The organism is Pseudonocardia sp. Ae331_Ps2, from assembly GCF_001932405.1.
GTDB lineage: Bacteria > Actinomycetota > Actinomycetes > Mycobacteriales > Pseudonocardiaceae > Pseudonocardia.
This window is the reverse complement of record NZ_MCIM01000001.1, coordinates 4028128-4052739: the sequence shown is the minus strand read 5'-3', so window position 1 is coordinate 4052739 and position 24612 is coordinate 4028128. Positions and strand designations below refer to the sequence as shown.

The 24612-nt window shown below is 76.1% G+C and carries 23 protein-coding genes and 1 riboswitch; of the genes, 8 read left to right on the top strand and 15 right to left on the bottom strand.

The annotated features are described in order from the left end of the window. Positions 1–26 precede the first annotated feature (26 nt). Positions 27–1235 carry a cytochrome P450 gene (locus tag Ae331Ps2_RS19420; protein WP_075307280.1) on the bottom strand — a complete coding sequence of 403 codons (1209 nt, stop codon included), beginning with the start codon at positions 1233–1235 and terminating at the stop codon, positions 27–29. A gap of 34 nt (positions 1236–1269) precedes the next feature. Beyond that, positions 1270–2439, bottom strand: coding sequence for an FAD-binding oxidoreductase (locus Ae331Ps2_RS19415; protein ID WP_075307282.1), 1170 nt, complete (start codon positions 2437–2439; stop codon positions 1270–1272). 258 nt (positions 2440–2697) lie between these two features. On the opposite strand from Ae331Ps2_RS19415, the gene Ae331Ps2_RS19410 reads away from it, so the two are divergent. The 3 genes from Ae331Ps2_RS19410 (at position 2698) to Ae331Ps2_RS19400 (ending at position 5386) form a co-directional block, all read left to right on the top strand. Beyond that, positions 2698–3018 carry a hypothetical protein gene (locus Ae331Ps2_RS19410; RefSeq protein ID WP_075307284.1) on the top strand — a complete coding sequence of 107 codons (321 nt, stop codon included), beginning with the start codon at positions 2698–2700 and terminating at the stop codon, positions 3016–3018. A 120-nt stretch (positions 3019–3138) separates the two neighbouring features. Continuing rightward, entirely contained in the window at positions 3139–3846 is a 708-nt protein-coding gene (locus Ae331Ps2_RS19405) for a 4'-phosphopantetheinyl transferase superfamily protein (RefSeq protein WP_233147597.1), read from the top strand. Between the two features lie 7 nt (positions 3847–3853). After that, positions 3854–5386, top strand: a complete 1533-nt coding sequence (locus tag Ae331Ps2_RS19400; protein WP_075307288.1) for a DNA polymerase IV — start codon at positions 3854–3856, stop codon at positions 5384–5386. A 21-nt stretch (positions 5387–5407) separates the two neighbouring features. Here Ae331Ps2_RS19400 and Ae331Ps2_RS19395 read toward each other — a convergent pair whose 3' ends face one another. The 9 genes from Ae331Ps2_RS19395 to Ae331Ps2_RS19355 all read right to left on the bottom strand — a co-directional run bounded on the left by Ae331Ps2_RS19395 (position 5408) and on the right by Ae331Ps2_RS19355 (position 15787). Further along, positions 5408–5785, bottom strand: a complete 378-nt coding sequence (locus tag Ae331Ps2_RS19395; protein ID WP_075307290.1) for a hypothetical protein — start codon at positions 5783–5785, stop codon at positions 5408–5410. Between the two features lie 34 nt (positions 5786–5819). Continuing rightward, positions 5820–6009: riboswitch (cobalamin riboswitch) on the bottom strand. Then, positions 6006–7592 carry a chloride channel protein gene (locus tag Ae331Ps2_RS19390; RefSeq protein ID WP_075307292.1) on the bottom strand — a complete coding sequence of 529 codons (1587 nt, stop codon included), beginning with the start codon at positions 7590–7592 and terminating at the stop codon, positions 6006–6008. Its footprint overlaps the riboswitch before it by 4 nt. Then, positions 7589–8131 carry a MarR family winged helix-turn-helix transcriptional regulator gene (locus Ae331Ps2_RS19385; RefSeq protein ID WP_226362056.1) on the bottom strand — a complete coding sequence of 181 codons (543 nt, stop codon included), beginning with the start codon at positions 8129–8131 and terminating at the stop codon, positions 7589–7591. The genes Ae331Ps2_RS19390 and Ae331Ps2_RS19385 overlap by 4 nt, the downstream gene beginning before the upstream one ends. Positions 8132–8184: 53 nt before the next feature. After that, a complete protein-coding gene (cobA, locus tag Ae331Ps2_RS19380) occupies positions 8185–9405 on the bottom strand; it encodes a uroporphyrinogen-III C-methyltransferase (RefSeq protein ID WP_075307294.1) in 1221 nt (406 codons plus the stop codon). Then, complete coding sequence (locus tag Ae331Ps2_RS19375) at positions 9402–9902, bottom strand: cobalamin biosynthesis protein (protein WP_075307296.1); 501 nt, start codon at positions 9900–9902, stop codon at positions 9402–9404. The genes cobA and Ae331Ps2_RS19375 overlap by 4 nt, the downstream gene beginning before the upstream one ends. Positions 9903–9955: 53 nt before the next feature. Next, positions 9956–11332 carry a cobyrinate a,c-diamide synthase gene (locus Ae331Ps2_RS19370; protein ID WP_249265278.1) on the bottom strand — a complete coding sequence of 459 codons (1377 nt, stop codon included), beginning with the start codon at positions 11330–11332 and terminating at the stop codon, positions 9956–9958. Positions 11333–11355: 23 nt separating this feature from the next. Beyond that, positions 11356–11970 carry a cob(I)yrinic acid a,c-diamide adenosyltransferase gene (gene cobO / locus Ae331Ps2_RS19365; RefSeq protein ID WP_075307298.1) on the bottom strand — a complete coding sequence of 205 codons (615 nt, stop codon included), beginning with the start codon at positions 11968–11970 and terminating at the stop codon, positions 11356–11358. 29 nt (positions 11971–11999) lie between these two features. After that, positions 12000–14261 carry a VWA domain-containing protein gene (locus Ae331Ps2_RS19360; protein WP_139318767.1) on the bottom strand — a complete coding sequence of 754 codons (2262 nt, stop codon included), beginning with the start codon at positions 14259–14261 and terminating at the stop codon, positions 12000–12002. Then, entirely contained in the window at positions 14258–15787 is a 1530-nt protein-coding gene (locus tag Ae331Ps2_RS19355) for a cobyric acid synthase (RefSeq protein ID WP_075312043.1), read from the bottom strand. Before Ae331Ps2_RS19355 ends, Ae331Ps2_RS19360 begins: the two co-directional genes overlap by 4 nt. Positions 15788–15845: 58 nt before the next feature. On the opposite strand from Ae331Ps2_RS19355, the gene Ae331Ps2_RS19350 reads away from it, so the two are divergent. Then, on the top strand, positions 15846–16760 hold the full coding sequence (locus Ae331Ps2_RS19350; protein WP_083695760.1) for an SURF1 family protein: 915 nt from the start codon (positions 15846–15848) through the stop codon (positions 16758–16760). A 222-nt stretch (positions 16761–16982) separates the two neighbouring features. Here Ae331Ps2_RS19350 and Ae331Ps2_RS19345 read toward each other — a convergent pair whose 3' ends face one another. Both Ae331Ps2_RS19345 and Ae331Ps2_RS19340 read right to left on the bottom strand, forming a co-directional pair. Further along, entirely contained in the window at positions 16983–17990 is a 1008-nt protein-coding gene (locus Ae331Ps2_RS19345; protein ID WP_075307300.1) for a cobalamin biosynthesis protein, read from the bottom strand. 10 nt (positions 17991–18000) lie between these two features. After that, the gene (locus Ae331Ps2_RS19340) at positions 18001–18867 is read right to left on the bottom strand and encodes a helix-turn-helix transcriptional regulator (RefSeq protein ID WP_075307302.1); all 867 of its coding nucleotides are present in this window, start codon (positions 18865–18867) and stop codon (positions 18001–18003) included. A gap of 102 nt (positions 18868–18969) precedes the next feature. On the opposite strand from Ae331Ps2_RS19340, the gene Ae331Ps2_RS19335 reads away from it, so the two are divergent. Further along, entirely contained in the window at positions 18970–19956 is a 987-nt protein-coding gene (locus Ae331Ps2_RS19335; protein WP_075307304.1) for an aldo/keto reductase, read from the top strand. Positions 19957–20002: 46 nt separating this feature from the next. After that, positions 20003–20635 (top strand): flavin reductase family protein, encoded by a 633-nt coding sequence (locus Ae331Ps2_RS19330; RefSeq protein WP_075307306.1) that lies wholly within the window; start codon positions 20003–20005, stop codon positions 20633–20635. A gap of 17 nt (positions 20636–20652) precedes the next feature. On the opposite strand, the gene Ae331Ps2_RS19325 is transcribed toward Ae331Ps2_RS19330, so the two are convergent. After that, on the bottom strand, positions 20653–22350 hold the full coding sequence (locus Ae331Ps2_RS19325; protein WP_075329769.1) for an AMP-binding protein: 1698 nt from the start codon (positions 22348–22350) through the stop codon (positions 20653–20655). A gap of 242 nt (positions 22351–22592) precedes the next feature. Here Ae331Ps2_RS19325 and Ae331Ps2_RS19320 point away from each other — a divergent pair, with 242 nt between their 5' ends. Beyond that, the gene (locus Ae331Ps2_RS19320; protein WP_075307310.1) at positions 22593–23258 is read left to right on the top strand and encodes a hypothetical protein; all 666 of its coding nucleotides are present in this window, start codon (positions 22593–22595) and stop codon (positions 23256–23258) included. Positions 23259–23543: 285 nt separating this feature from the next. Next, a complete protein-coding gene (locus Ae331Ps2_RS19315) occupies positions 23544–23969 on the top strand; it encodes an SsgA family sporulation/cell division regulator (protein ID WP_020625337.1) in 426 nt (141 codons plus the stop codon). An 83-nt stretch (positions 23970–24052) separates the two neighbouring features. Here Ae331Ps2_RS19315 and Ae331Ps2_RS19310 read toward each other — a convergent pair whose 3' ends face one another. Next, the gene (locus Ae331Ps2_RS19310; protein ID WP_175581805.1) at positions 24053–24592 is read right to left on the bottom strand and encodes a DUF5709 domain-containing protein; all 540 of its coding nucleotides are present in this window, start codon (positions 24590–24592) and stop codon (positions 24053–24055) included. Positions 24593–24612: the final 20 nt, after the last annotated feature.

Below are 24612 nucleotides of genomic sequence, written 5' to 3'. Positions count from 1 at the left end.
GGTCGCGTCCGGCGGCGGCGCGTCCCTCAGGCGGGCGCGCCCGGCGTGACCGGCAGCCGGGACAGGCCCCGGACCAGCGTCGACTCGCGGTAGACGAGCTCCGAGGGGTCGACGGCCAGCGCCAGGTCCGGTCGCTGCGCGATGAGCTTGCCGATCGCCACCCGCCCCTCGGTGCGGGCCAGCTGCGCGCCCAGGCAGAAGTGGATGCCGTGCCCGAAGAACACCCCGGACGAGGAGTCCCGGGTGATGTCGAGGCGATCCGGGTCCGCCAGCCACTCCGGGTCCCGGTTCGCCGCGGCGAGCCCCAGCATCACGGTCGATCCGGCGGGGATGGTCACCCCGGAGTACTCGACGTCCTCGCTGGCGAAGCGCATCGGGGCGTTGGAGACCGGGGACTCGAAGCGCAGGAACTCCTCCACCGCCGAGTTGATCAGCGACGGGTCGGCCTTCAGCCGGGCGTGCTGCTCGGGGTGGGTCAGCAGGGCGAGCACGCCGTTGCCGATCAGGTTGACCGTGGTCTCGTGCCCGGCGATGAGCAACAGGGTCGCCATCGCGACGAGCTCCTCGGAGGACAGCCGGTCGCCGTCGGCGTCGCTGACGGCGAGCAGGCCGGAGAGCAGGGCGTCGTCGGGCTCGGTGCGCTTGCGCTCGATCAGCTCGGCGAGGTAGCCGTTCAGGCTGCCCATCGCGGCGAACTTCTCCTCCTGCGGGGAGTCGTCGACCAGCACCGACGACCACGCGGAGAACTTGTCGCGGTCCTCGGCGGGCACGCCCAGCAGCTCGCAGATGACCAGCACCGGGACGAGGAACGCGTACTGGCGCATGAGGTCGACGGGGCCCTCGGCAGGCAGCGCGTCGAGCAGCTCCTGGGTGATCTCCTCGACCCTGGGCTGCAGGTCGTTCATCCGCCGCACGGTGAACGAGCGGCCGACGAGCTTGCGCAGCCGGGTGTGGTCCGGCGGGTCCATCAGGATCATCATCGGGATCGGCGCGGCCGGCTGGCCCTCGCGCTGGTCGGCGGGCAGCGTGTACCGCCAGTCCTTGCTCAGCCGCGGGTCGACGAACGCGGCGCGGACGTCGGCGTACCGGCTGATCAGCCACACCTTCCCGTCCGGAAGTGCGAGCTCCCGCACCCGCTCCTCGGTGCGCAGGGCCGCGTAGGCGGGGTGCGGGTCGGTCCAGAAGTCGCCCGAGAACAGGTCGTGCGTCTCGGTGCCGGTGGTGGTCAGCGCCATGGGTCCATCGTGCCAGCCGGTGGTAAGCGAGCGCTTACGTCAATCGTGTGACGGAGCACGCAGCCGGGTCGAGATCGATGTCGGCCGGCGACGGCCGGCCGAGGACGACCGACGCGGCCAGCGCGGCCAGCGCCGGCGCGGACTCGATGCCCGACCCGCCCTGCCCAGCGACGAAGAAGAAGCCGGGGTGCTCCGGGCGCGCACCCAGCACGGGGGCACGGTCGGGGGCGAAGGTCCGCAGCCCCGCCCACGCGGTCCGGACAGACCGCAGCCCCAGCGTGGTCGCCGCGCCCACCCGGTCCAGGGCGAGGGCGACGTCGAGCTCGTCGGGACGGGCGTCGCCCGGCTCGGCCTGGGTCTCGTCGGCCGGGGAGACGAGCACCGTGTCCGCCTCGGCCTTGAGGTACCAGCGCTCGGCGGCGTCGACGACCATCGGCAGGACGGCGCCGTCGACGGTGAGCACCGACGGGTCGGCGACCGGGCACGCCGCGATCGTGCGCCGGTAGGGGGTCAGTCCGGCACCGGGCACGCCGGCGAGTGCCGCCACCGCGTCGGCCCAGGCGCCGGCCGCGTCGACGACCGTCTCCGCCCGCACCCGGTGCCCGGCGGCCGTCGTGGCGGTCCAGCCGGAGCCGTCCCGCTCCAGCGCGGCCACCCGGGCCCCGCGCAGCACGGTGCCGCCGCGGGCGCGCAGCCCGCGCCGGTAGCCGTCGTGCAGGGCGGCGGTGTCGACGTCGCAGGCACCGGCGGTCCACGCGGCCGCACGCGGGGCCCGGCGCAGCACCGGCACGCGTCGCCAGGCCTGCTCGGGGTCCAGCGCGACCGGGGCGCCGGGCTCGCCGTGCTGCTCGCGCACCGTCGTGGCGAGGTGGTCGGCGGCCAGGTCGTCGTCGGCGACGTGCAGGACCGGGCGCGGGCTCAGCAGCGGTGGCGTGCCGAGCAGCGCGGGCAGCGCGGCGAACCGCGGGCCCGAGGCGTCGATCAGCGCGCGGAACGGGCCGGAGCCGTGCCCGGGGATGTAGGTCGCCGCGGAGCGGGCGGTGGAGTGGACCGGCAGGTCGTCCTCCGCCTCGGTCAGCACGACCCGGGCGTGCGCGGCCAGCTCCCACGCGACCGACACCCCCGCGATGCCGCCGCCGATCACCAGCACGTCCGCCGTCACCGTGCCCGCCGTCCCTGCCGTACCCGTGCCCGCCGTACCCATGCCCGCGACGATAGGGCGGCGGCGCCGGGGAAAACCGGTGGCACCGGTCGGGGTCGTCGTCGTAGCGTCGCCGCCATGCTGATCCGGTTCCTCTGAGCGACCCGCGCGGTCGATCTCCGCGCCCTCCGTCGCCGGCCCGTGACGTCCTCACCGGGCCCCGGAACCGTCGCCGCCCTCACGCGGCCCCTCCGGCGTCCCCGCGCGTCACCGGCCCCTCTCACCCGGTCCGAGTCCGACCCGATGTTCCGAGGAGGTCGTATGCCCACGACCCGCCACACCACCGCCCACAGCACCGCCCACAGCACCGCCCACAGGGCAGCCCACAGCACAGCCCGACCGACCGACGCGTCCGCGGTTCCCGGTTCCCTGACCGGCGCGACCGGGCCCGGCACGGCCGGCGGGGCGGCACCCGGCGGGGCCACCGCCACCACACCCGCCAACCGCGCCGAGCGCCGTGCGGCCAAGCGCGGCCGGTCCGGCGCGCCGGGCGGCCCGGCGGCACCGCGCACGGCGGGGCCGGCCCCGCAGGCCCGCCCGGCCCACGTCCGCACGGACTTCGCCGCCCGCCGCAGCGGCTGACCGCACGGGGAGCACGGACCGGGCACCGGAGACGCCGACGGGCGACCCTTCGTGTGCCCGGTCCGTGATCACTCCCGGCGGCGCGCCCCGACCGGGGTGCGACGTGGGAGGCTGGACGCCGTGACCGTCACCGTCTGGTGGGCCGCCCCGGCCGATCCCGGCGCCCGCGCCGACCTCGTCGCGCTGCTGGACGCCCACGAACGCGAACGGCTCGTCGCGCTGCGACGGCCCGAGGACCGCGCCCGCTACCTCGCCGCGCACGCGCTGGCCCGGCTCGTGCTCGCCGAGCGGCTCGACGCCGACCCCGCCGAGCTCGTCCTCGACCGGACCTGCCGCTGCGGGGAGCCGCACGGCAAGCCCCGCCTGGCCGGGCGCGGCGACGACCCCGGCTTCTCCCTCACCCACTCCGGCGCGCTGGTCGGTGTCGCGGTCGGGACCGGGCCGGTCGGCGTCGACGTCGAGGCGCACCGCCCCCTGTCCGGCCTCGACGGCCTGGCCCGGCACGCCCTGTCCCCCGCCGAGCTCGCCGCCGGGACGCCCGACGGGACCGGCTTCCTGGTCACCTGGACCCGGAAGGAGGCGCTGCTCAAGGCCACCGGGGAAGGCCTGTCGAGCCCGATGGACGCGATCACCCTGTCCCCGCCGCACGGCCCGGCCCGGGTGCTGGACTGGACCGGCACCGCCGGGAGCTGGTGGGTCACCGACGTCCCCACCGGCCTCGACGACCACCCGGGCGCCGTCGCCGGGGCGGGACCGGTGGCCCCGGCCGTCACCGTCGCCGACGGCGACGCGATCCTGTCGGTGCGCCGGGGCACGATGCACGGGTGATGATGGAGTGACCGCGGCGGCCGACCGCTGGGTGCTGCACCTCGACATGGACGCGTTCTTCGCCTCCGTCGAGCAGCTCACCCGGCCCACCCTGGCCGACCGTCCGGTCCTCGTCGGCGGCGCGGGACCTCGCGGCGTCGTCGCGGGGGCGAGCTACCAGGCCCGGGTGTTCGGGGCACGCTCGGCGATGCCGATGGGCCAGGCGCGGCGGCGCTGCCCGCACGCGACGGTCCTGCCGCCCCGGTTCTCCCTGTACAAGGCGCTGTCCGAGGAGGTCATGGCCGTCCTCGGCGAGTTCTCCCCCGTGCTGGAGCCGGTGTCGGTGGACGAGGCGTTCGTGGAGCCGCCCGACCTCGTGGGCGCCTCCCCCGACCAGGTGCGGGAGTGGGGCACCCGGCTGCGCGGCGCGGTGCGCGACCGCACCGGGCTGCCCGCCTCGGTGGGCGCCGGGTCGGGCAAGCAGATCGCGAAGATCGCCTCCGAGCTGGCCAAGCCGGACGGGCTGCGGGTGATCGCCCACGCCGAGCAGGCGGCCGTGCTCGACCCGCTGCCGGTGCGGTCACTGTGGGGCATCGGGCCGGTCTCCGGCGAGGCGCTGCGGAAGATCGGGATCGAGACGATCGGGCAGCTCGCCGCGATGGACGCCCGCGAGGTCGCCGGGGTGCTGGGTAGTGCGATCGGGTCCGAGCTGCACCGTCTCGCCCGCGGCATCGACGACCGTCCGGTCGCCCCGCGCGGCGCGGCCAAGCAGATCAGCGCGGAGACGACCTTCGACGCCGACCTGACCGCGATGAGCGCGGTGCACACCGCGGTGGAGTCGATCTGCGTCGCCGTGCACCGACGGCTGGTCGCCGACGGTCGGACCGCCCGCACCGTCACCGTGAAGGCGCGGACCGGGGACTTCACCACCCACACCCGGTCGGAGACGACCCCGTTCGGCACCCGGGACCTGGCGACCCTGGTCGCGGTGGCGCGCCGGCTGGCCGAGGGCGCGGTCGGCGAGGGCGGGGTGCGGCTGCTGGGCGTGTCGGTGTCCGGCTTCGGCGACGAGCCGCCGCTGGCCCTGTTCGACGCGGTGCCCTCGGAGAACGGGTGGACGACGGCCTCGGCCCTGGACCCCCCGCCCGCGGCCGACGCCCGGGCCGGCGCGGCGGGGGTGGCCGTGCTCGACGCACCACCGGACACCGACGCACCTCCGGACACCGACGCGAGGACGGGGACGGGCGCGGCCGCGGGGGCCGACAGTCCTGCGGGGACCGGCGGTACCGCGGGGGCCGACGCGACCACGGGTGCCGGCGACGTGCCCGGCCCCGTCCGCCCGGGCCGCCCCGACCGCGAACCCGACCCGGACCGGCCCTGGCGCGCCGGCGACGACGTCGCCCACCCCGAGCACGGCCACGGCTGGGTCCAGGGCGCCGGGCACGGGCGGGTCACCGTGCGCTTCGAGACCGCCTACACCGGGCCCGGCCGCACCCGCACGCTCGACGCCGCCGACCCCGACCTCACCCGGGCCGACCCGCTGGGCAGCTGGCGGGCCTGAGCGCGCCGCCCGCCGGCGGTCTCAGCCGATCAGCGGGCTGCGGTGCGGCGGCGCGACGCGGCTGCCCTCGGCGACCCGGGCCCGCAGCGCCGGGACGGTGCGCGCCAACCCGTCGAGGACCGCACCGAGCGCGGCGTCGGCCGCGGGGTCGCCCCCGACCAGCAGCACCGCGCCGCCGGCGGGTCCGGCGGCGGCCCAGGCCCCGATCCGGGCGACGGCGTCACGCGGGGTGACCGGCTCGACCCGCCACGCCTCGGCGTAGAACAGGGCCGTCGACTCGGCCTGGGGGAAGGCGAAGACGGTCTCGGCGTCGGCCAGCAGGTCGGCGACGTGGGCACCCGGGCGGGGTGCGCCGTCGCCGGACGGGTCGGTACCGAGCACCACCAGGTCGTGGCTCATCGCATGTCCTCCTCGAGGGTCCGCGCCCTCACCAGTGGGAATCCGCGACGACGGGCAGTGTCCTGGCTCCCGGATCCCCGCGCCCTCCCCGGCCTTCCCACCCTCGCGGGCGGTGGCACCGGTGTGGGGAGGGCACTCCCCGGTGACAGTGGCGGGACCGCGCCGGATTCGCACCGGCTTCCTGTTCCGTCGTCGTCGGGGAGCCCATCACGCGACCGGGTCAGTGGTCAACCGTCCCCCGCCCCGACACCCCCCGCAGATGGTCGAGCAGGTCGTGTTCGGCGAGCGTCCCGAGCAGCGGCCCGTCCGGCTCCCGCACGGGCAGCGCGGCTCCCCGGTGCGCGGCGAGCACCCCGAGGACGTCGTGCACCGGGGCGGCCGGGTCCAGCGCGGGCAGCTCCGGGCCGGGCGGGGTGCCGTCGACGGGACGCATCACCTGGGCGACGACGACCCGGCGCAGCGCCTCGTCGGTCGGGGTGTCGGCAGCGAGGTCGATCCCGCGTCGCAGCAGCTTGAGCGTGTAGATGTTGTCCCGCGACACCAGGTTCGACAGGCCGGTGGCCAGGACGACGGCGGCCATCAGCGGCAGGATGAGGGCGTAGTCGCCGGTCAGCTCGAACACGATGAGCACCGCGGTGATCGGGGCGTGCGCCGCCCCCGCGAACACCGCCGCCATGCCGACCAGACCGAACGCGCCGGGGTGCAGGTCCAGCGCCGGGAACAGGGCCGCGGCGGCGTAGCCGAAGGCGGTACCGGCGGTGCCACCGACGAACAGCGACGGCGCGAACACACCGCCGGACCCGCCGATGCCGATGGTGAGGCTGGACGCGAGGATCTTCCCGACGACGAGCAGGAGCAGGAACCCGACGGCGTACCGGCCACCGATCGCGGCCTCCAGCACGGGGTAGCCGACGCCGTACATCTGGGGCAGTGCCAGCAGCAGCGCGCCGAGCAGCAGCCCGCCGACGGCCGGGCGCAGCCACTCCGGGCCGCGCCAGACGGCGTCACAGGCGTCCTCGACGACGTAGAGGATCCGGGCGAAGGCCCAGCCCAGCAGCCCGGCGAGCAGCCCGAGCAGCGCGTAGAGCGGCAGCTGGGCGGGGCTGCCCAGGTCGAAGTGCGGCAGGGTCAGGATCGCGCGGTCGCCGGCGATCACCTCGGCGACGACGTTCGCGACCACCGAGCTGATCACCAGCACGCCGAACGCCTCGGCGCTGAACGACCGCAGGATCAGCTCCAGGCCGAACACCACCCCGGAGACCGGGGCGTCGAACGTCGCGGAGATCCCGCCCGCGGCACCGCAGGCGACCATGAGCACCAGCCGGGTGGCGGGCACCCGCAGCCACTGCCCGATCGCCGAGGCGAGCGCGGAGCCGATCTGCACGATCGGGCCCTCCCGGCCGACGGAGCCGCCGGTCCCGATGCAGATCCCCGACGCGAGCGCCTTCACCGCGGCGACGGTGGCCGGGATCCGCCCGCCCCTGCGCGCGACGGCGAACATCACCTCGGGCACCCCGTGCCCGCGCGCCTCCGGGGCGAACCGCTGGACCAGCGGGCCGTACACCAGGCCGCCGAGCACCGGGGCGATCAGCAGGAACCACACGCCCAGCCCGGGCAGGTGCGGCGAGGCGACCCGGCCGGCGTCGGAGAAGTCCTCCCGCCCGGTGACCAGCCAGGTCACGCCGAGGATCAGCTCGTGGAACAGCACCGACCCGATGCCGGCGCCGATCCCGATGACCGTCGCCAGGCCGACGAGCCCCGGCCGGGTGCCGACGAGCGCGCGGTGCAGCGCGCGGACCGCGGTCACCGCGCACCGCCCTCGGCGGGCACCGGCGCGACGGCCCAGTCGGTCTCGCCGACCTCGCCCGCGGCGTCGGCGAAGCGGCGCAGTGCGTCGCGGACCGCGGTGCGCTCGGCGGCGGGCAGCATCGCGAGCAGCCGGTGCATCTCGGCGCGGCGCAGCCGGGTGACCTCGTCGACGAGCGTCCGCCCGGCGGGGCTGAGCGCGAGGGCGACCTCGCGGCGGTCGTCGCCGGTGCGGGTGCGCACGACGAGGCCGCGGCTCACCAGCCGGTCGCACATCCGGGTCGCCGTCGACGCCGACACGGTCAGCGCCGTGGCCAGGTCGGCCGGGCGCCGGGTGCCGTGCTGGGCCAGCACGACCAGCGCGCGGTACTGCGGCAGGGTCACCTCGCCCGCCGTCGGGCCGGCCTGCTCCCCCGCGGCGGCCAGGGACCCGGCCACCACGGAGAGCATCGCCCGGCTCGCGGTCATCACCGCGTCGACGACATCGTCGATCTCGTCGGCAGCACCGTTCTCGTCGGTCGCACCGTTCTCGTCGGTCACGCCGCCGATGATTGCACACTGCAAGGTTGCAGTGTGCAATGAGGTCGGCGCGGTCAGCGGGCGACGGGCGCCTGCAGACCGGCGACCGGCCCGATCACGACGATCGCGGGCGGGCTGATCTCCTGCTCGGCGGCGACGCGCTCGGCGGTCTCCAGCGTCGCGCGGACCGACCGCTCGATCCGCGTGGTGCCGTCCTGCACGATCAGCACCGGGGTGTCGGCCGGGCGGCCGTTGGTGATGAGCGCCTCGGCGAACTTCCCGAGCCGCTCCACGGCCATCATCAGCACGATCGTGCCGGTCATCCGGCCCAGCGCGGTCCAGTCGGTCAGGCTGCGCGGGTCACCCGGTGCGACGTGCCCGGAGACGACGACGATCTCGTGTGCCACCCCGCGGTGGCTCACCGGCGTCCCGGCGACGGCCGGTGCGGCGAAGGCGCTGGTGATACCCGGGACGACGGTCACCGGCACCCCCGCCGCGGCGCACGCCTGGACCTCCTCGAACCCGCGGCCGTAGACGAACGGGTCGCCGCCCTTGAGGCGCACCACGAACTTCCCGGCACGGGCGTGCGAGACGAGCAGCTCGTTGATCCGCCCCTGGGCCATGGCGCGGCCGTAGGGGATCTTCGAGGCGTCGATGACCTCGACCTCGGGGGACAGCTCGTCGAGGATGTCGCGCGGGCCGAGCCGGTCGGCGACGACGACCTCGGCGCGCGACAGCAGCCGCCGGCCGCGCACGGTGATCAGCTCCGGGTCGCCGGGGCCGCCACCGACCAGCGCGACACCGGCCTGTGGGGGCTCGGCCGACTCGTCGACGACGCCGGCGGCCAGTGCCTCGACCAGCGCGGTGCGCACGGCCGCGGACCGCCGGTGCGCGCCCCGGGCCAGCACACCGACGGTGAGCCCGTCGTAGCCGCCGGTGGCGGGGGTGACCGCGGTGCCCCGGTCGCCGTCGTCGGCGCGGACGCAGAACACCCGGTCCCGCTCGGCCTCGGCGACGACGGCGGCGTTGGTCTCCGGCTCGTCGGTGGCGGCGATCGCGTACCAGGCCCCGGCGAGGTCGCCGTCGGTCCAGCGGCGGGCCGTCCAGGTGATCTCCCCGGCCGAGGCCATGCCCTCGACCGCCGGGGTGACCTCGGGCGAGACGACCTCGACGACCGCTCCCGCCGCGATCAGGCGGGCGACACGCCGCTGGGCGACCTGTCCCCCGCCGACGACGACGGCCCGGCGGCCGGCCAGGTCCAGCCCGACCAGGTACTGCTCGTGGTGCGCGTTCAACGACGTTCCTCTCCCGGACTCCGAGGCCCGGTGGTGGCAGCGGGTCCCTGCGCCGGGCCCCCGCTCGACGGCGACGCCGGACGATAGCCGGGCCCGCATGTGTCGCAGGAGCCCCCGGAGGGCAATCCCACATCCGCCGCTCCGGCGGCCACGGCGACCGTGACGCCCTGACCAGCGGTCTTGCCCACGATCAGCTGGGCTCCGTCGCCCGCGGCGAGGAGCGCGGCGGCCTCTGCGACCGATGGGGTCCCGACGGCCGCGGCGACCCGGGCATCCGACCTCGCCACCCCGACCACGGCCAGTGCGGCCGCGGCGAATCCGTGCGGTTCCCGCGGTGCGACGGCCGCCAGCAGACCGGGTTCGGCGACCCGCCGGTCCAGGGTGGCGACGACGGCGCCGCCGAGCTCCAGCCCGTGCTCGGCGGCGACCCGGTCCAGCAGCGCGCGCACCGCGGCCTCGGGGGTTCCGGGGCGCAGCCCCACCCCGACCGTGATCACCGGTCGTGGAGCGGAGCGCTCGGCACGCGGACGGTCGGCTCCACGACCGGTGATCATGCGAACGCGGCCGGGGCGGCCCCGGCCGGGGTGTGGCGTGCCGCCGCGACGAACCGGGCGACGGCGCCGGGCACGCCGGCCGGGTGGGTGTGCAGGAACGAGGCGTGCACCCGATCCTCGACGTAGCCCTCCGGCTCCCCGCCCCGCCACGCCCAGGCCGGGGCCGCACCGGCCCGCGGGGTGACCGCGCACCGGTGGAACTCGTGTGCCCCGGCCCGCTCGCCCGCCGCGAACAGGGGCGACGCCGACACCGCGACCGCGTCGCGGTAGCCGAGGGTGAGCCGCGGGGTCATCCCCGCCGACGCGTCGAGGACCCCGCACATCGGCGTCCCGTCGAGGTCCCGGCACAGGTAGAGCAGCCCGCCGCACTCGGCGTGCACCGGGGCCCCGGACGCGGCCAGCGCCGCGACCTGCGCCCGCAGCGGTGCGTTGTCGCCGAGCGCGCCGACGTGCTCCTCGGGGAAGCCGCCGGGCAGCACGAGCGCGGCGGTGCCCGCCGGGAGCGCGGGGTCGCGCAGCGGGTCGAAGGTCGCCACGTCGGCGCCGGCCGCGGTGAGGAGCTCGGCGTGCTCGGCGTAGCCGAACCCGAACGCGGGCCCCCCGGCGAGCGCGACGAGCGGCCGCTGCCCCGCCGTGCCGCTCGTGCCGACCTCGGCGGCCGGGTCCCAGACCGGGCCGGCGGGCAGCGGGCGGGCGAGTGCGAGGACGGCGTCGAGGTCCACGTGTGTGGCGACGAGCTCGGCCATCGCGTCCACCGCGGCGGTCGCGGCGGTGCCGTGCTCGGCGGCGGTGACCAGGCCCAGGTGCCGCGAGGGCACCGCGAGCTCGGCACGTCGCGGGACGGCGCCGAGCACCGGCAGCCCGACCTCCTCGGCCGCGGCCCGGCAGACGTCGGCGTGGCGCTGCGACCCGACCCGGTTGAGGATCACCCCCGCCACCTGCACGGACTCGTCGAAGCTGCGGAACCCGTGCAGCAACGCGGCCAGCGACCGGGACTGCCCCCGGACGTCGACGACCAGCACCACCGGTGCCCCCAGCACGGCGGCGACCTGCGCGGTGGACCCGGCGCCGTCGGCGATGCGGCCGTCGAACAACCCCATCACCCCCTCGACGACGGCGACGTCGGCGTCCCGGCTCCCGTGCCGGGCCAGCGGGGCGAGCCGGTCGGCGCCCTGCAGGACGACGTCGAGGTTGCGGCCCGGACGGCCCGCGGCGAGCGTGTGGTACCCGGGGTCGATGTAGTCCGGCCCGATCTTGAACGGCGCGACCCGGGTGCCGCGCCGCGACAGCGCGGCCATCAGCCCGGTCGCCACCGTCGTCTTCCCGCTGCCCGACGACGGCGCCGCGACGACCAGCGCGCGGGCCGTGCTCACGGTGGACACGGTGCTCACGGTGGTCACCACTCGATCCCCCGCTGGCCCTTCTGCCCGGCGTCCATCGGGTGCTTGATCTTCGTGGTCTCCATGACCAGGTCGGCGGCCTCGATCAGGGCGGGCGGGGCGTCCCGGCCGGTGATGATCACGTGCTGCCGGCCGGTCCGGGCGGTCAGCACCTCGACGACCTCGTCGACGTCGATCCAGCCCCACTTCAGCGGGTAGGTGAACTCGTCGAGGACGTAGACCTGGTGCTCCTCGCGCTCGATGCGGCGACGGATCTCGGCCCAACCCTCGACGGCGTCGGCAGCGTGGTCGGTCTCGGTGCCCGCCTTGCGCGACCAGGACCAGCCCGACCCCATCTTGTGCCACTCCACGGGCCCGCCCTGCCCGGTCTGCTCGTGGACGGCCCCCAGCGCGCGGAACGCCTCCTCCTCGCCGACCTTCCACTTCGCGGACTTGACGAACTGGAACACCCCGATCGACCAGCCCTGGTTCCAGCCGCGCAGCGCCATCCCGAACGCGGCGGTCGACTTCCCCTTCATCACCCCGGTGTGCACCACCAGCAGCGGCCGATTGCGGCGCTGACGGGTGGTGAGCCCGTCGGCGGGCGTGACGGACACCTGTCCCTGCGGCACGGCTGTCCCTCCTTCTCGGGCGTGATGTGTCAGGCGGCGCGCGCGGACCGGGTCGCCCGGACCAGGTCGCCCACACTGTCGGCGGTCAGCTCGTCGAGGGTCACCAGCTCGCCGCCCGCGGCGGCGGCGAGCGGCGCGGCGAGACCCAGGCGCACGTGCCCGGCCTCGCAGTCGACGACGACGGTGTGCACCCCGTCCGCGGCCAGCAGCCCGGCGGCGCGGCGGGAGTCGGCGACGGGGTCCCCGCCGTCGCGGGCGGCGACGGTGGCCCGCCCGTCGGTGAGCAGGACGACCAGCGGACGCCGGCGCGGGTCCCGGCGCCGCTCGGCGTCGAGCACGGCGCGGGCCTTGAGCAGCCCGCCGGCCAGCGGGGTCCGCCCGCCGGTGCGCAGCCGGGACAGGCGCTGCTGGGCGGTCGGCACCGACGACGTCGGGGGCAGAGCCAGCTCCGCCTCCCGGGCCCGGAAGGTGACCAGCCCGACCTTGTCCCGGCGCTGGTAGGCGTCGCGGAGCAGGCCCAGTACGGCGCCGGACACCGCGGTCATCCGCCTGCGCGCGGCCATCGAGCCGGACGCGTCGACCACGAACAGCACCAGGTTGCCCTCGCGCCCCTCCCGCTCGGCGCGGCGCAGGTCGTCGCGGCGGACCAGCAGGCCGGGCCCGCGGCGCCCGCGACCGGCCTGGTGCGGGGCCGCGGCGAGCACGGTCGCGGGCAGGTGCAGGTCCGCGGCGCGGGTGGTCCCCGCCCCGGACGGGCGGACGACGCGCCCGGTGTCGGTGCGGGCCCGGGAGCGGCGCCCCGGGGCGCCCGCGCCCAGCCCGGGCACGGTGAACTTCCTGACCGTGGCCCGGTGCAGCCGGGCGGCCTCCCCGACGACGACGGCGCGGCCCTCCCCGCCGTCGCCCCCGGCCGGTGCCTGCGCGGCCCCGGGTTCCCGGTCCCCCGGGTCCGTCGCCCCGGTCCCCTCGGTCGTCTCCGTCGCATCGGTCGGGTCGGTCGTGCCGTCGGCGCCGTCGGCGCTCGCCGTGCCGTCGGTGCCGGGGGCCTCGGCGCGCCCGCCGGACCCGGTCGCGGGGCCGCGAGGGTCGTCCGCCTCGGGGGTCGTCCCCCCGGTCCCGTCGGGCTCCTCGCCCGCCCCGGATCCGTCCGGGCCGTCCTGCGGCTCGGCCGGGTCGCCGGGGCCCGGGCTGGGATCCGGATCGTGGTCAGGGTCGTCGTCGGGGTCCGGGCCGTCCTCGGGACCCAGGTGGTCCTCGGCGTCGGCGAGGGCGCGGTCCAGCTCGGCCGGGTCCAGGCCGGGCTCGTCGAACGGGTCGCGGCGACGGCGGTGCGGCAGCGCGAGCCGGGCGGCGACGCGCACGTCGTCGGCGGTCACCGCGTCGCGGCCCTCCCAGGCGGCGTGCGCGGCCGCGGCGCGGGTGATGACCAGGTCGGCGCGCATGCCGTCGACGTCGAACCGGGCGCACACGAACGCGATCCGCCGCAGCTCCCGGTCGCTCACCGCGACGGCGGAGACCCGGGCCTGCGCGGCGCGGAGCCGGGCCGCGGTCGCGGTCTCGTCCGGGGCGAAGCGGGCGACGAACCCGGCCGGGTCGTCCTCGAACGCCATCCGCCGCCGGGTCACCTCGACGCGGGTGTCGACGTCGCGGCTGGCCCGGACCTCCACGGTCAGCCCGAACCGGTCGAGCAGCTGCGGGCGCAGCTCGCCCTCCTCCGGGTTCATCGTCCCGACCAGCAGGAACCGGGCCGCGTGCGAGACGGAGACGCCGTCGCGCTCGACGTGCGCGCGGCCCATCGCGGCGGCGTCGAGCAGCAGGTCGACGAGGTGGTCGTGCAGCAGGTTGACCTCGTCGACGTAGAGCACCCCGCGGTGGGCGTCGGCGAGCAGACCGGGCTGGTAGGCGCGGCGCCCCTCGGACAGCGCCTTCTCCAGGTCGAGCGAGCCGACCAGGCGGTCCTCGGTCGCACCGACGGGCAGCTCGACCAACCGGGCCGGGCGGCGGCCGCCCGGTGCGCCCGCCGGGTGCGGGCCGTCCGGGCAGGACGGGTCCGGCGCGGCGGGGTCGCAGCCGAACCGGCAGGCCTCGACGACGTCGTGCCAGGGCAGCAGCGCCGCCAGCGCGCGCACCGCCGTGGACTTCGCGGTGCCCTTCTCCCCACGCACCAGGACACCGCCGACGCCCGGGTGCACGGCGTTGAGCAGCAGCGCCAGCCGCAGGTCGTCGTGGCCGACGACGGCGGAGAACGGGAAACGGGGAGGTCCGGCGGCGGGGGCGGTGCTCGTGCTCACGCCGGTGAGGCTGCCAGACCGGAGGTCAGCACAGGGAGGTCCGACGGCGCACCGTGTCCGATCACATGTTCAAGTGACGACGTGTCCAGGTGGTGTTCGACCAGGTCGGCCAGCAGATCCACCTGCCGGGTGCGCTCGGCCGCGAACGACGTGTCCTGTGCCACCCGGAACCCGGTTCGCCCTGCCTCGTCCGCGAGGCGGGTGAGCAGCAGCCGTCGGAAACCGTCGTTCTCGGCGAGGCCGTGCCAGTGCGTGCCCAGGACGTTGCCGCGGTCGCTGCCCTCCTCCCCGATCAGGCCGGGGTCGCCGGAGCGCACGACGCGGCCGTGGTGGATCTCGTAGCCGGTGACGGTCTCGCCCCACGCCGTCGCGGTGGGGGTGCCGAGGTGCTTGACCGGGTCGAAGGCGATCTCCAGGTCCAGCAGCCCCAGCCCGGCGACGGAGGTGCCGGAGGCAGCCTCGGCCCCGTCCGGGTCGGCGACGGTGTGCCCGAGCATCTGGTAGCCCCCGCAGATCCCCAGTACCGGACGCCCGGACGCGGCGTGCGCGCGCACCGCGTCGGCCATCCCGGAGGACCGCAGCCAGGCCAGGTCCGAGACGGTCGCCTTCGTCCCGGGCAGGACGACGACGTCGCTGTCGGCGAGCCGCGACGGCTCGGTCACGTACCGCACGGCGACGCCCGGTTCGCAGGCCAGCGCCTCGGCGTCGGTGGCGTTGGAGATCCGCGGGAACCGGACGACCGCGACCCGCAGCCACTGGGTGCCGAGTGGCGGGGCCGGACGCCCGAGCACCCCGTCGGCGACGGCGGAGAGCGAGTCCTCGGCGTCGAGCCAGAGCCCCTCGGCGAAGGGCAGCACGCCCAGCGTCGGCCGACCGGTGAGCTCGCGCAGCCGGTCGAGGCCGGGTTCGAGCAGGCGGGGGTCCCCGCGGAACTTGTTGATCACGAAGCCGGCGATCAGCGCCTGGTCGGCCGGGTCGAGCACGGCGAGGGTGCCGAACAGGTGCGCGAGCACCCCGCCGCGGTCGATGTCGCCGACGACGAGCACCGGCAGGTCGTTGCGCCGGGCGAAGCCCATGTTGGCGAGGTCGGTGGCCCGCAGGTTGATCTCCGCGGGCGAGCCCGCCCCCTCGCAGACCACGACGTCGTGGCGGGCGCGCAGCCGGGCCAGGGAGTCGGCGACGACGTCGGACAGCGCCGCGGTGCGGTGCCGGTAGGACAGCGCTGACACCTGGCCGTCGGCGCGGCCGCGCACCACGACCTGCGAGGTCCGGTCCCCGCCGGGCTTGAGCAGCACCGGGTTCAGGTCGACCGAGGGGGCGATGCCGCAGGCGAAGGCCTGCATCGCCTGCGCCCGCCCGATCTCCCCGCCGTCCGGGGTGACGACCGAGTTGTTGCTCATGTTCTGTGCCTTGAACGGCGCCACCGAGACCCCGCGCCGGTGCAGCCACCGACAGATGCCGGCGACGACGGCGCTCTTGCCCGCATCCGACGTCGTCCCCGCGACGAGGACCGCTCCCTGAACCACCACGGCGCGAAGTATCGCCCCGGCGGGACCGTCGGCGGGCGCGGCTACCCTGGGCGGCGTGCGTTTCCTGCTGCGTCCCGGGTGGATCGCGTTCGTCGTCGCGGTGCTGGCCTTCGCCGTCGCCTGCTACACGCTGCTCGCGCCGTGGCAGTTCGACCGGGAGTCCGAGCGCTCCGCGCAGAGCCGGGCCATCGCCACCGCCGACGCGACCCCCGCCGTCGGGTTCGACACGCTCGTGCCGCCGGGCACCGGGATCGGCGCCGAGGACCAGTGGCGCCGGGTCACCCTGACCGGCTCCTTCGACCGCGCCGCGGAGACCCTGGTCCGCCTGCGGGTCGTCGACGGCGCGCCCGCGTTCGAGGTGTTGACGCCGCTGCGGCTCACCGACGGTCGGACCGTCGTGGTGAACCGGGGGTCGATCCCGGCCGCGGACCGGGGCGCCGTGCCCGAGTACGCCGCGGCGCCCGCCGGGCCGGTGACCGTCGAGGGCAGGCTGCGCCTGGACGAGACCGACCCGCAGGGCCGCCCCCCGCTGGTCGAGAACGGCACCCGCCAGGTCTACGTGTCCGACTCCCGGTCGGTCGCCGCCGCCACCGGCCTGACGCCGGTCGAGGGCGTCGTCGTGCTGGAGGCCGGTCAGCCGGGCGTGCTGGACCCGATCCCGATCGCGCCGGTCGGGGGCGGAGCGCCGTTCAGCAACTTCTCCTACGCCCTGCAGTGGCTGACCTTCGGCGCCGTCGCCCTGATCGCGCTGGGCCTGTTCATCCGACTGGAACTGTTGCAGCGCAACGGGAAGCGCGAGACGGCAGGCAGCCTGCGGGACCAGCTCTCCGGCCGCGACGGCTTCGGCGACGAGCCCGCCCCCGACGGCCGTGTCACCGACCGTGCCGCCGATGGTGCCGACGGTGGTGCCGACGACGGCCGCCGTGACACCGCCCGCGACGCCGCCGGCTCCGGCCCGGGCGCCGGCTGACTCCGCCCCGGCCAGGTGCGCCGGGCGGGCAGGTCTGCACCCCGCGAGTCCCGTGCGCTCACCCGGTCAGTGAGTCCGCCCGACCGACCCGTCTCCCGCGCTGCCCCGCACCGGACCAGCGCCACCTCGCGGGCCTCACTCTCCGAACTCGCTTACCGGGTAAGCGAATTCGCCCGCCCCCCGAACACACCGACCGCCCGCGATCCCTCCCTCCGGACCCGCTCACCCGCTCGGCGACCGCCCCCGATGTACCCTCACCGACCGGGTGGGCACGCCCCGCCGTGCGAGGACCGCCGCCGTCGCGACGGCGAGCAGCCCGGCTGTCCCGGCCACCAGCCGGGACAGCCGCGCGACGCGGTGCAGGTCGGCGACCCGGGGCGGGTGCCCGTCGCCGAGCGACGGGCGGTCCTCGGTGCCGTGGGCGTAGATCGTCGGCCCGCCCAGACGCAGCCCGAGCGCACCGGCGGCGCTCGCCTCGACCGGACCGGCGTTCGGGCTGGGGTGCCCGGCGGCGTCGCGGCGCCAGGTCCGCAGCGCGGTCGCCGGCGAGCCCCCCACCAGCGGCGCGACGGCCACGGTGACCACCGCGGTGACCCGGGCCGGCGCCAGGTTGACCAGGTCGTCGAGGCGGGCCGAGGCCCACCCGAAGCGGGCGTGCCGGGCGGAGCGGTAGCCGACCATCGCGTCGAGGGTGTTCGCCGCGCGGTAGCCGAGCAGCCCCGGGATCCCGGCGACCGCGCCCCACACCAGCGGCCCGACGACGGCGTCGGAGGTGTTCTCGGCCAGCGATTCGGCTCCGGCGCGGGCCATTCCGTCGGCGTCGAGCAGGTCCGGGTCACGCGCGCACAGGTGCGGGATCCGGGCGCGTGCGGCGTCCAGGTCGCCGGCGTCGAGCGACGCGGCCAGCGCGGCGCCCTCCCCCACCAGCGAGGTCCCGCCGAGCACCGCCCAGGTGGCGACGGCGGTCAGCCCGGCCCGCAGGACCGTCTCCCGCCGACCCCCGGCCCGGCGGGCGACCGCCTCGGCCAGCGCCCCGGCCGCGACCGTGCCACCGACCAGCAGCGCGGTGTAGGCGGCACCAGGCGCGACGGCGTCGCGGTACAGCCGGCGCTCCAGCCGGGCGGCGGCGGCACCGAACCCGGCGACCGGGTGCCCCCGCCGCGGGTCGCCGAGCAACGCGTCGGCGACGATCCCGGCGGCGAGCCCCGTCGCGCGGCCCCGTGTTCCCATGCCGGGGAAACTAGGCCACCGGGCGTCCGTCCGGCGCAGGCCCGGTCGGGAACTCCTGCACGCCGAGCACGCGCAGCAGCTCGAGCCGCTCGCGGGTGTCGTCGTCGGCCGGGGTGAGCACGACCAGCTGCTGGCCGAGGTCGGGCGTCACGAGGGTCTCGCAGTCCATCACCAGCGCGCCGACCCGCGGGTGCCGCAGCGTCTTGCGGTCGGCGCGGCGGACGGCGACCTCGTGCTCGGCCCACAGCTCGCGGAACTCGGCGCTGGCCGCGGCCAGCCGTGCGACGAGCCGGTCGACCACCGGGTCCCCCGCACGCCGCCCGGCCACCGCCCGCAGCTCCGCGACCAGCTGGCGGGAGTGGCGCACCTGCTCCTGCGGCGGGTGACCGTCGCGCTGGTCGGACCGGGTGAACCAGCGGTGGGCGAGGTAGCGGTCGTCGCCGGTGAACCCGGTCTGCTCCCCGGCGAGCACCCGTGACATCGCGTTCTGGGCCAGGACCTCCCCCAGGTCGGAGATCACCATCGCCGGGGTGGCCGGCAGCAGGTCGAGCAGGCGCAGCAGCCCGGCGCGGGCGAGCCGGGCCACCCCCTCCCCGGGAGCGGGCCGGTGCCCGGCCAGTCGGAAGAGGTGGTCGCGCTCGTCGTCGGTCAGGCACAGGGCCCGGGCCAGCGCGGCGAGCAGCTGCGTCGACGGTCGGCTGCTGCGCCCCTGTTCGAGGCGCACGACGTAGTCGACCGACATCCCCGCCAGCATCGCCACCTCCTCCCGGCGCAGGCCGGTGGCCCGCCGGCGCGGCCCCGCCGCGATGCCGACCTCGGCCGGGCGGACCGAGTCCCGCCGGCGACGCAGGAAGTCCGCGAGCTGTTCACGTTGCACCCTGCGATGGTCCCCGTGGGCAGGCCGCCCGACCAGGGAGCGCCGCTCCCACGATCGACGCTCCGCTCCCGCTACGGGCCGACGCGGCGCACGCTGGCTCCCATGCAGACACGCACCCTCGGCACCACCGGCCCCACCGTCTCCGCTCTCGGCCTGGGCGCCATGAGCATGTCCGGTTCCTACGGACACGCCGACCGCGCGGAAGCCGTCGCGACCGTGCACGCCGCGCTCGACGCCGGAGTCACGCTGATCGACACCGGCGACTTCTACGGCATGGGCCACAACGAGCTGCTGCTCGCCGAGGCGCTGCGCGGGCGCGATCGCGACGGCTACGTCCTGTCGGTGAAGTTCGGCGGGCTCGGTGGCCCGGGCCTGCCACCGCTGACCCAGGACTGCCGCCCGGTCGCGGTGAAGAACTTCCTCGCGTACTCGCTGACCCGCCTCGGCGTCGACCACGTCGACGTCTACCGCCCGGCCCGGCTCGACCCGCAGGTCCCGATCGAGGACACCGTCGGCGCGATCAGCGAGATGATCGACGCCGGGTACGTCCGCCACCTCGGGCTGTCCGAGGTCGACGCCGCCACCGTCCGCCGGGCGCACGCCGTGCACCCGGTCGCCGACCTGCAGATCGAGTACTCGCTGATCTCCCGCGCCGTCGAGGCCGAGGTCCTGCCGACGCTGCGCGAGCTGGGCATCGGCCTCACCGCCTACGGCGTGCTGGCCCGCGGGCTCCTCTCCGGCCACTACGAGCCCGGCAAGCCCGGGGACGCCCGCACCCGCAGCCCGCGCTTCAGCGGGGAGAACCTGACACACAACCTGGGCCTGGTCGAGACGCTGCGCGCGCTGGCGGCCGAGCGCGGGGTCACCGTCGCCCAGCTCGTGATCGCCTGGGTCGCCGCGCAGGGCGACGACGTGGTCCCGCTCGTCGGTGCCCGCACCCGGGAGCGGCTCGCCGAGGCGTTGCCCGCCGCCGACCTCGACCTGGGCCCGGCGGACCTCGCCGCGATCACCGACGCGCTGCCCGCGGGCTCCGCGCGCGGGGACCGCTACCCGTCGGCGTTCATGGGGGCCCTCGGCGTGGGGAACTGACCCTCGCGGTGGGCGGTCCGGCGCCGGGCCGGGGAGGATCAGGGGCATGCGCACGGACATCGTCCCCGAGGAGCTGGGCAGCGGCCCGTTCTACAAGCTCCTGACCAGCGTCGTCGTCCCCCGGCCGATCGCCTGGGTCTCCACCCGCTCGGCCGGCGGCGTCGACAACCTCGCCCCGCACTCGTTCTTCACGGTGTCCTGCGTGGACCCGCCCATGATCCAGTTCACGTCGGTCGGGAAGAAGGACTCGCTGCGCAACGTCTCGGAGACCCGCGAGTTCGTCGTCTGCCTGGCGAACGAGCCGATGTTCGAGAAGATCAACGCGACCGGCACCGACTTCCCCGCCGAGATCAGCGAGTTCTCCTCGGTCGGGCTGACCGCCGAGGCGTCGTCGGTCGTGGCGCCGCCGCGGGTCGCCGAGTCACCGGTCGCGCTGGAGTGCGTGCTGCACGCCAGCATCGAGCTGGGCAACTCGACCGTCGTGATCGGCCGGGTCGTGCACGCCGCGATCGAGGAGAGCGTGTTCGTCACCGACGAACGCGGCAACTCCCTGCCCGACATCCACCGGCTCGCCCCGCTGGCCCGCCTGGGCCGCAACGAGTGGTCGCGCGTCGGCGAGGTCCTGGAGATCACCCGCATCCCCTATCAGCAGTGGCCGGGTCACTTCGGCGACGCGTGACCCGGCCCCCGCCGGGGCTACAGGGTGTACTCGGTGGGCGGCGTCGCGGCCGGGTCGGCGTGGATCTCGCCCTCCCGGCCGCGCAGCTCGACCCGGCGGATCTTGCCGGAGATCGTCTTCGGCAGCTCGAAGAACTCGAGCCTGCGGATCCGCTTGTAGGGCGCGAGGTTGTCGTAGGCGAACCGCAGGATCGCCTTCGCCGTCTCCTCGGTCGGCTCGTGCCCCTTGGCGAGCACCACGTAGGCCTTCGGCACGGCGAGGCGGACCGGGTCCGGGGACGGCACGACCGCCGCCTCGGCGACGGCCGGGTGCTCGATCAGCACGCTCTCCAGCTCGAACGGGCTGATCCGGTAGTCGCTGGCCTTGAACACGTCGTCGGCGCGGCCGACGTAGGTGATGTAGCCCGCCTCGTCACGGGAGCCGACGTCGCCGGTGTGGTAGTACCCGCCGGCCATGGCCTCGGCGTTGCGCTCCTGGTCGTCGGCGTAGCCGACCATCAGCCCGGTGGGGCGGTGGGCGAGGTCCAGGCAGATCTCGCCCTCGTCGGCCGCCTTCCCGGTGGCTGGGTCGACCAACGCGACGACGAACCCGGGGATGGGCCTGCCCATCGAGCCCGGCTTGACCGGCTGCCCGGGCGGGTTGCCGATCTGGACCGAGGACTCGGTCTGGCCGAACCCGTCGCGGATGCGCAGGCCCCACGCCTTCTCGACCGGCTCGATGACCTCGGGGTTGAGCGGCTCCCCCGCCCCGACGACCTTCGACGGCGGCGTCGTCAGCCCGGACAGGTCGGCCTGGATCAGCATCCGCCACACCGTCGGCGGCGCGCAGAAGCTGGTCACGCCGCAGGAGTCCAGGACCGACAGGACCGACTCGGCGTCGAACCGGGCGTAGTTCATGACGAGCACGGTCGCCTCGGCGATCCACGGCGCGAACACGTTGGACCAGGCGTGCTTGGCCCAGCCGGGCGAGGAGATGTTGAGGTGGACGTCGCCGGGCTCGAGCCCGATCCAGTACATCGTCGACAGGTGCCCCACCGGGTAGGACGTGTGGGTGTGCTCCACCAGCTTCGGCTTGGCCGTGGTGCCCGAGGTGAAGTACAGCAGCAGCGTGTCGGAGGCCTTCGTGACGCCGTCCGGGGTGAAGTCGGCCGCGGCCGAGTAGGCCTCACCGGTGTAGTCGCGCCAGCCCGCGACGGCACCGCGCACGGCGATGCGGGTGTAGTCGCCGTCGACGCCGTCGAACTTCGCGGTGTCGCCCGCACCGACGACGACGTGCCGCGCCCGACCCCGGTCGATCCGGTCCTGCAGGTCGGCCGGGGTGAGCAGGGTGGTTGCGGGGATGACGACGGCGCCCAGCTTCATCGCCGCCAGCAGGGTCTCCCACAGCTCCAGCTGGTTGCCGAGCATCAGGACGACCCGGTCGCCGCGGACGACGCCCTGCTCGCGCAGCCAGTTCGCGACCCGGTTGGACCGCTCGGACAGCTCCGCCCACGTCCAGTGCGCCTGCGAGCCGTCCTGCTCCACGATCCACAGTGCCTTCCGGGCACCCCGCTCGGGGTCCGCGGCGACGACGTCGAAGTGGTCGAGCGCGAAGTTGAACTCGTCGAGCTCCGGCCAGCGGAAGTCGCGGTAGGCCGTGTCGTAGTCCTCGCGGTGGGTCAGCAGGAAGTCGCGGGCGGCGAGGAACGTCTCCGTCGCCGGGCTGGCGGTCGCCATGGGGTGCACCTCGGTGGGCTCGTGCGGGGGGCCCGTGCCCCGGGCCCGTCGTGCGGGGCCGCCCGTGCGGCCGTACCGCGACCCTAGTCACTCCGCAGCAGGCTCGGCAGGTCGCGACGGCCCCGCCACACGGGCCCACCGAACAGGGCCGCCGCAGGACCTCGGGCCGTAGGACCTCGATCACGCGATGGTGGCGGCGAGGTCGGCCCGCCCGGGCGGGCCGGTGATCGTAAGGTGCCCGCGTGACCGTGCCGAACCTGCCGAAGGTGACGACCCCCGACGTGTCGGTGTCCCGCCTGCGGGTGGGCCGGTACGGACCGCGGACGCTGCTCCGCGTCGTACTCGTGGGGCTCGCGCTGGTGCTCCTCGTGCTGCTGCTGGCCGGCTGCGGCAACAGCGAGCTGCCCGCGGCGTGGCGCACCCCGTCGCCGGCCCCGACGACGACATCGCCGACCGCCACGCCGACCCCGTCCCCGACGCCCACCGCGACCCCCACGCCGAGCCGCACCGCCGAGCCGTCGCGCACGACGGCCGCCCCCGCCCCGGCCCCGGCCCCCGCGCCCGGGCGCGGTGGTGCCGACGGCGGCGGGTCGGGCCGGACCGGGGCCCCGGGAGCGGCCGCGGCGCCGTCGCCGATGTGGCCCGCGGGCGACGCGGCGACCGCGCGGCGGATGCAGCAGCAGTCCGACGCCGGCGGCGACCCGTGGCTGCTCGACCCGGAGGAGGTGACGCTCTCCTTCGTCGGCAGCGAGCTCGGCTACCGGAACCCGACCGTCACCCGCCTCGGCAACGGTGTCTACGCCGCCACCGACGGTCGCACGCCGCAGCGCGCGACGATCCGGCTCACCCAGCCGGTCCGCTCCGGTACCGGCGGGATCTGGGTGGTCGACCACGTCGACCGCGGCTGACCGGACCCGACGGGGCCGACCGAGGCCGACTGCCGGGGCCGGTCACGGCCCGGCACGCGCCGGCACCCGCCGTCACCGGAGCCTCGCGCCGGACGGTGTGCCTCGCCGGAAGCCGACCTCGCGTTACGCCCTGTGCGCGCCGTGGGTACCGTGAGGTGAATGACAGTTGGCACGAACGGGTGAAACCCGGCGTCGAGTGCAGCGCCAGGGCCCGGTTCGACGATGTTCCGTACGAGGCCGTCGCGAGACCGCGACGGTCGGGGGGTCCAGGAGAGGCGGAGCACGATGGCCAGCGAGTCGGTCCAGCAGGACGTCTTCACCGTGTTGCACGGGCAGGCGTCGCCGATCGTGAGCCGATGGGCGTACCGCGCTGCGGACCCGTTCGCGATCTCCTTCTCGGTGCGCCGGTCCTCCGACCGCTGGATCGAGTGGCTCGTCGCGCGTGATCTCGTGATCGAGGGCCTGACCACCCCCACCGGCATCGGTGACATCCGGATGGCGCCGCGCCGCATCGACGGCTACGACGTCGTCGAGCTGGAGATCCGCTCCGACGGCGGCTCCGCCGTGCTGGAGGTCGACCGCGACCTGCTGGCCCAGTTCGTCGACTCGACGTTGGAGATCGTCGACCTCGGCGAGGAGCACGACCACCTCGACATCGACGGCGCCATCGCCCGGCTGACCGGCAGCGCGGCGGGCCCCACCACCCCCTGAGCCCACGCTCCCACCGACGACGAGGGCCCCGGACCGCACGACGCGGTACCGGGGCCCTCTTGTCGACCGGGTGTCCCGGACACTCAGCGGTTCTGCCCGGCCCACTCGGGGTCGGTCGAGGCGTCCCACTCGGCGGCGGCCGCGGCCTGGTCGGCGTGGTCGGCGTCGCGGGCGAGCTGGTCGCTGACCTCCGGGTCCCCCACCGGGGACTCGTCGACCACCGGCACGACGCCCTCGTCGACGTCGTGCACGGCGGCCTCCTCGGCGCTGGCCGCGCCGCCGTCGATGCCGACGTCGGTTCCGGCGCCGTCGACGGCCGGGTCACCCGCGACGGAGTCGGTGGCCGCGGTCAGCCGGCCGGAGCGGCCCGGGTCGCCTTCCGGCAGGTCGTCGGGCAGCTCCCGGGCCAGGCGCGCCTCGTGCGACTCGCCCTCCTCCTGTCCCGCCGCGGTCACCGCGTTGTCCTCGACGCCGTAGGGGCGGTCCGGCGGGACGTAGCCGGAGTCCAGCGGGTCGGTGTCCGACGGCCCGGTCAGCGCCTCGTCGGTGTCCAGCTGCATCGCCGACGCCATGTCCGGCGCCTCCGGCTGGAACTCGTTCTCGTCACCTGAAGCGGATGCCATCGCCTGCGGGTCTCCTCGCT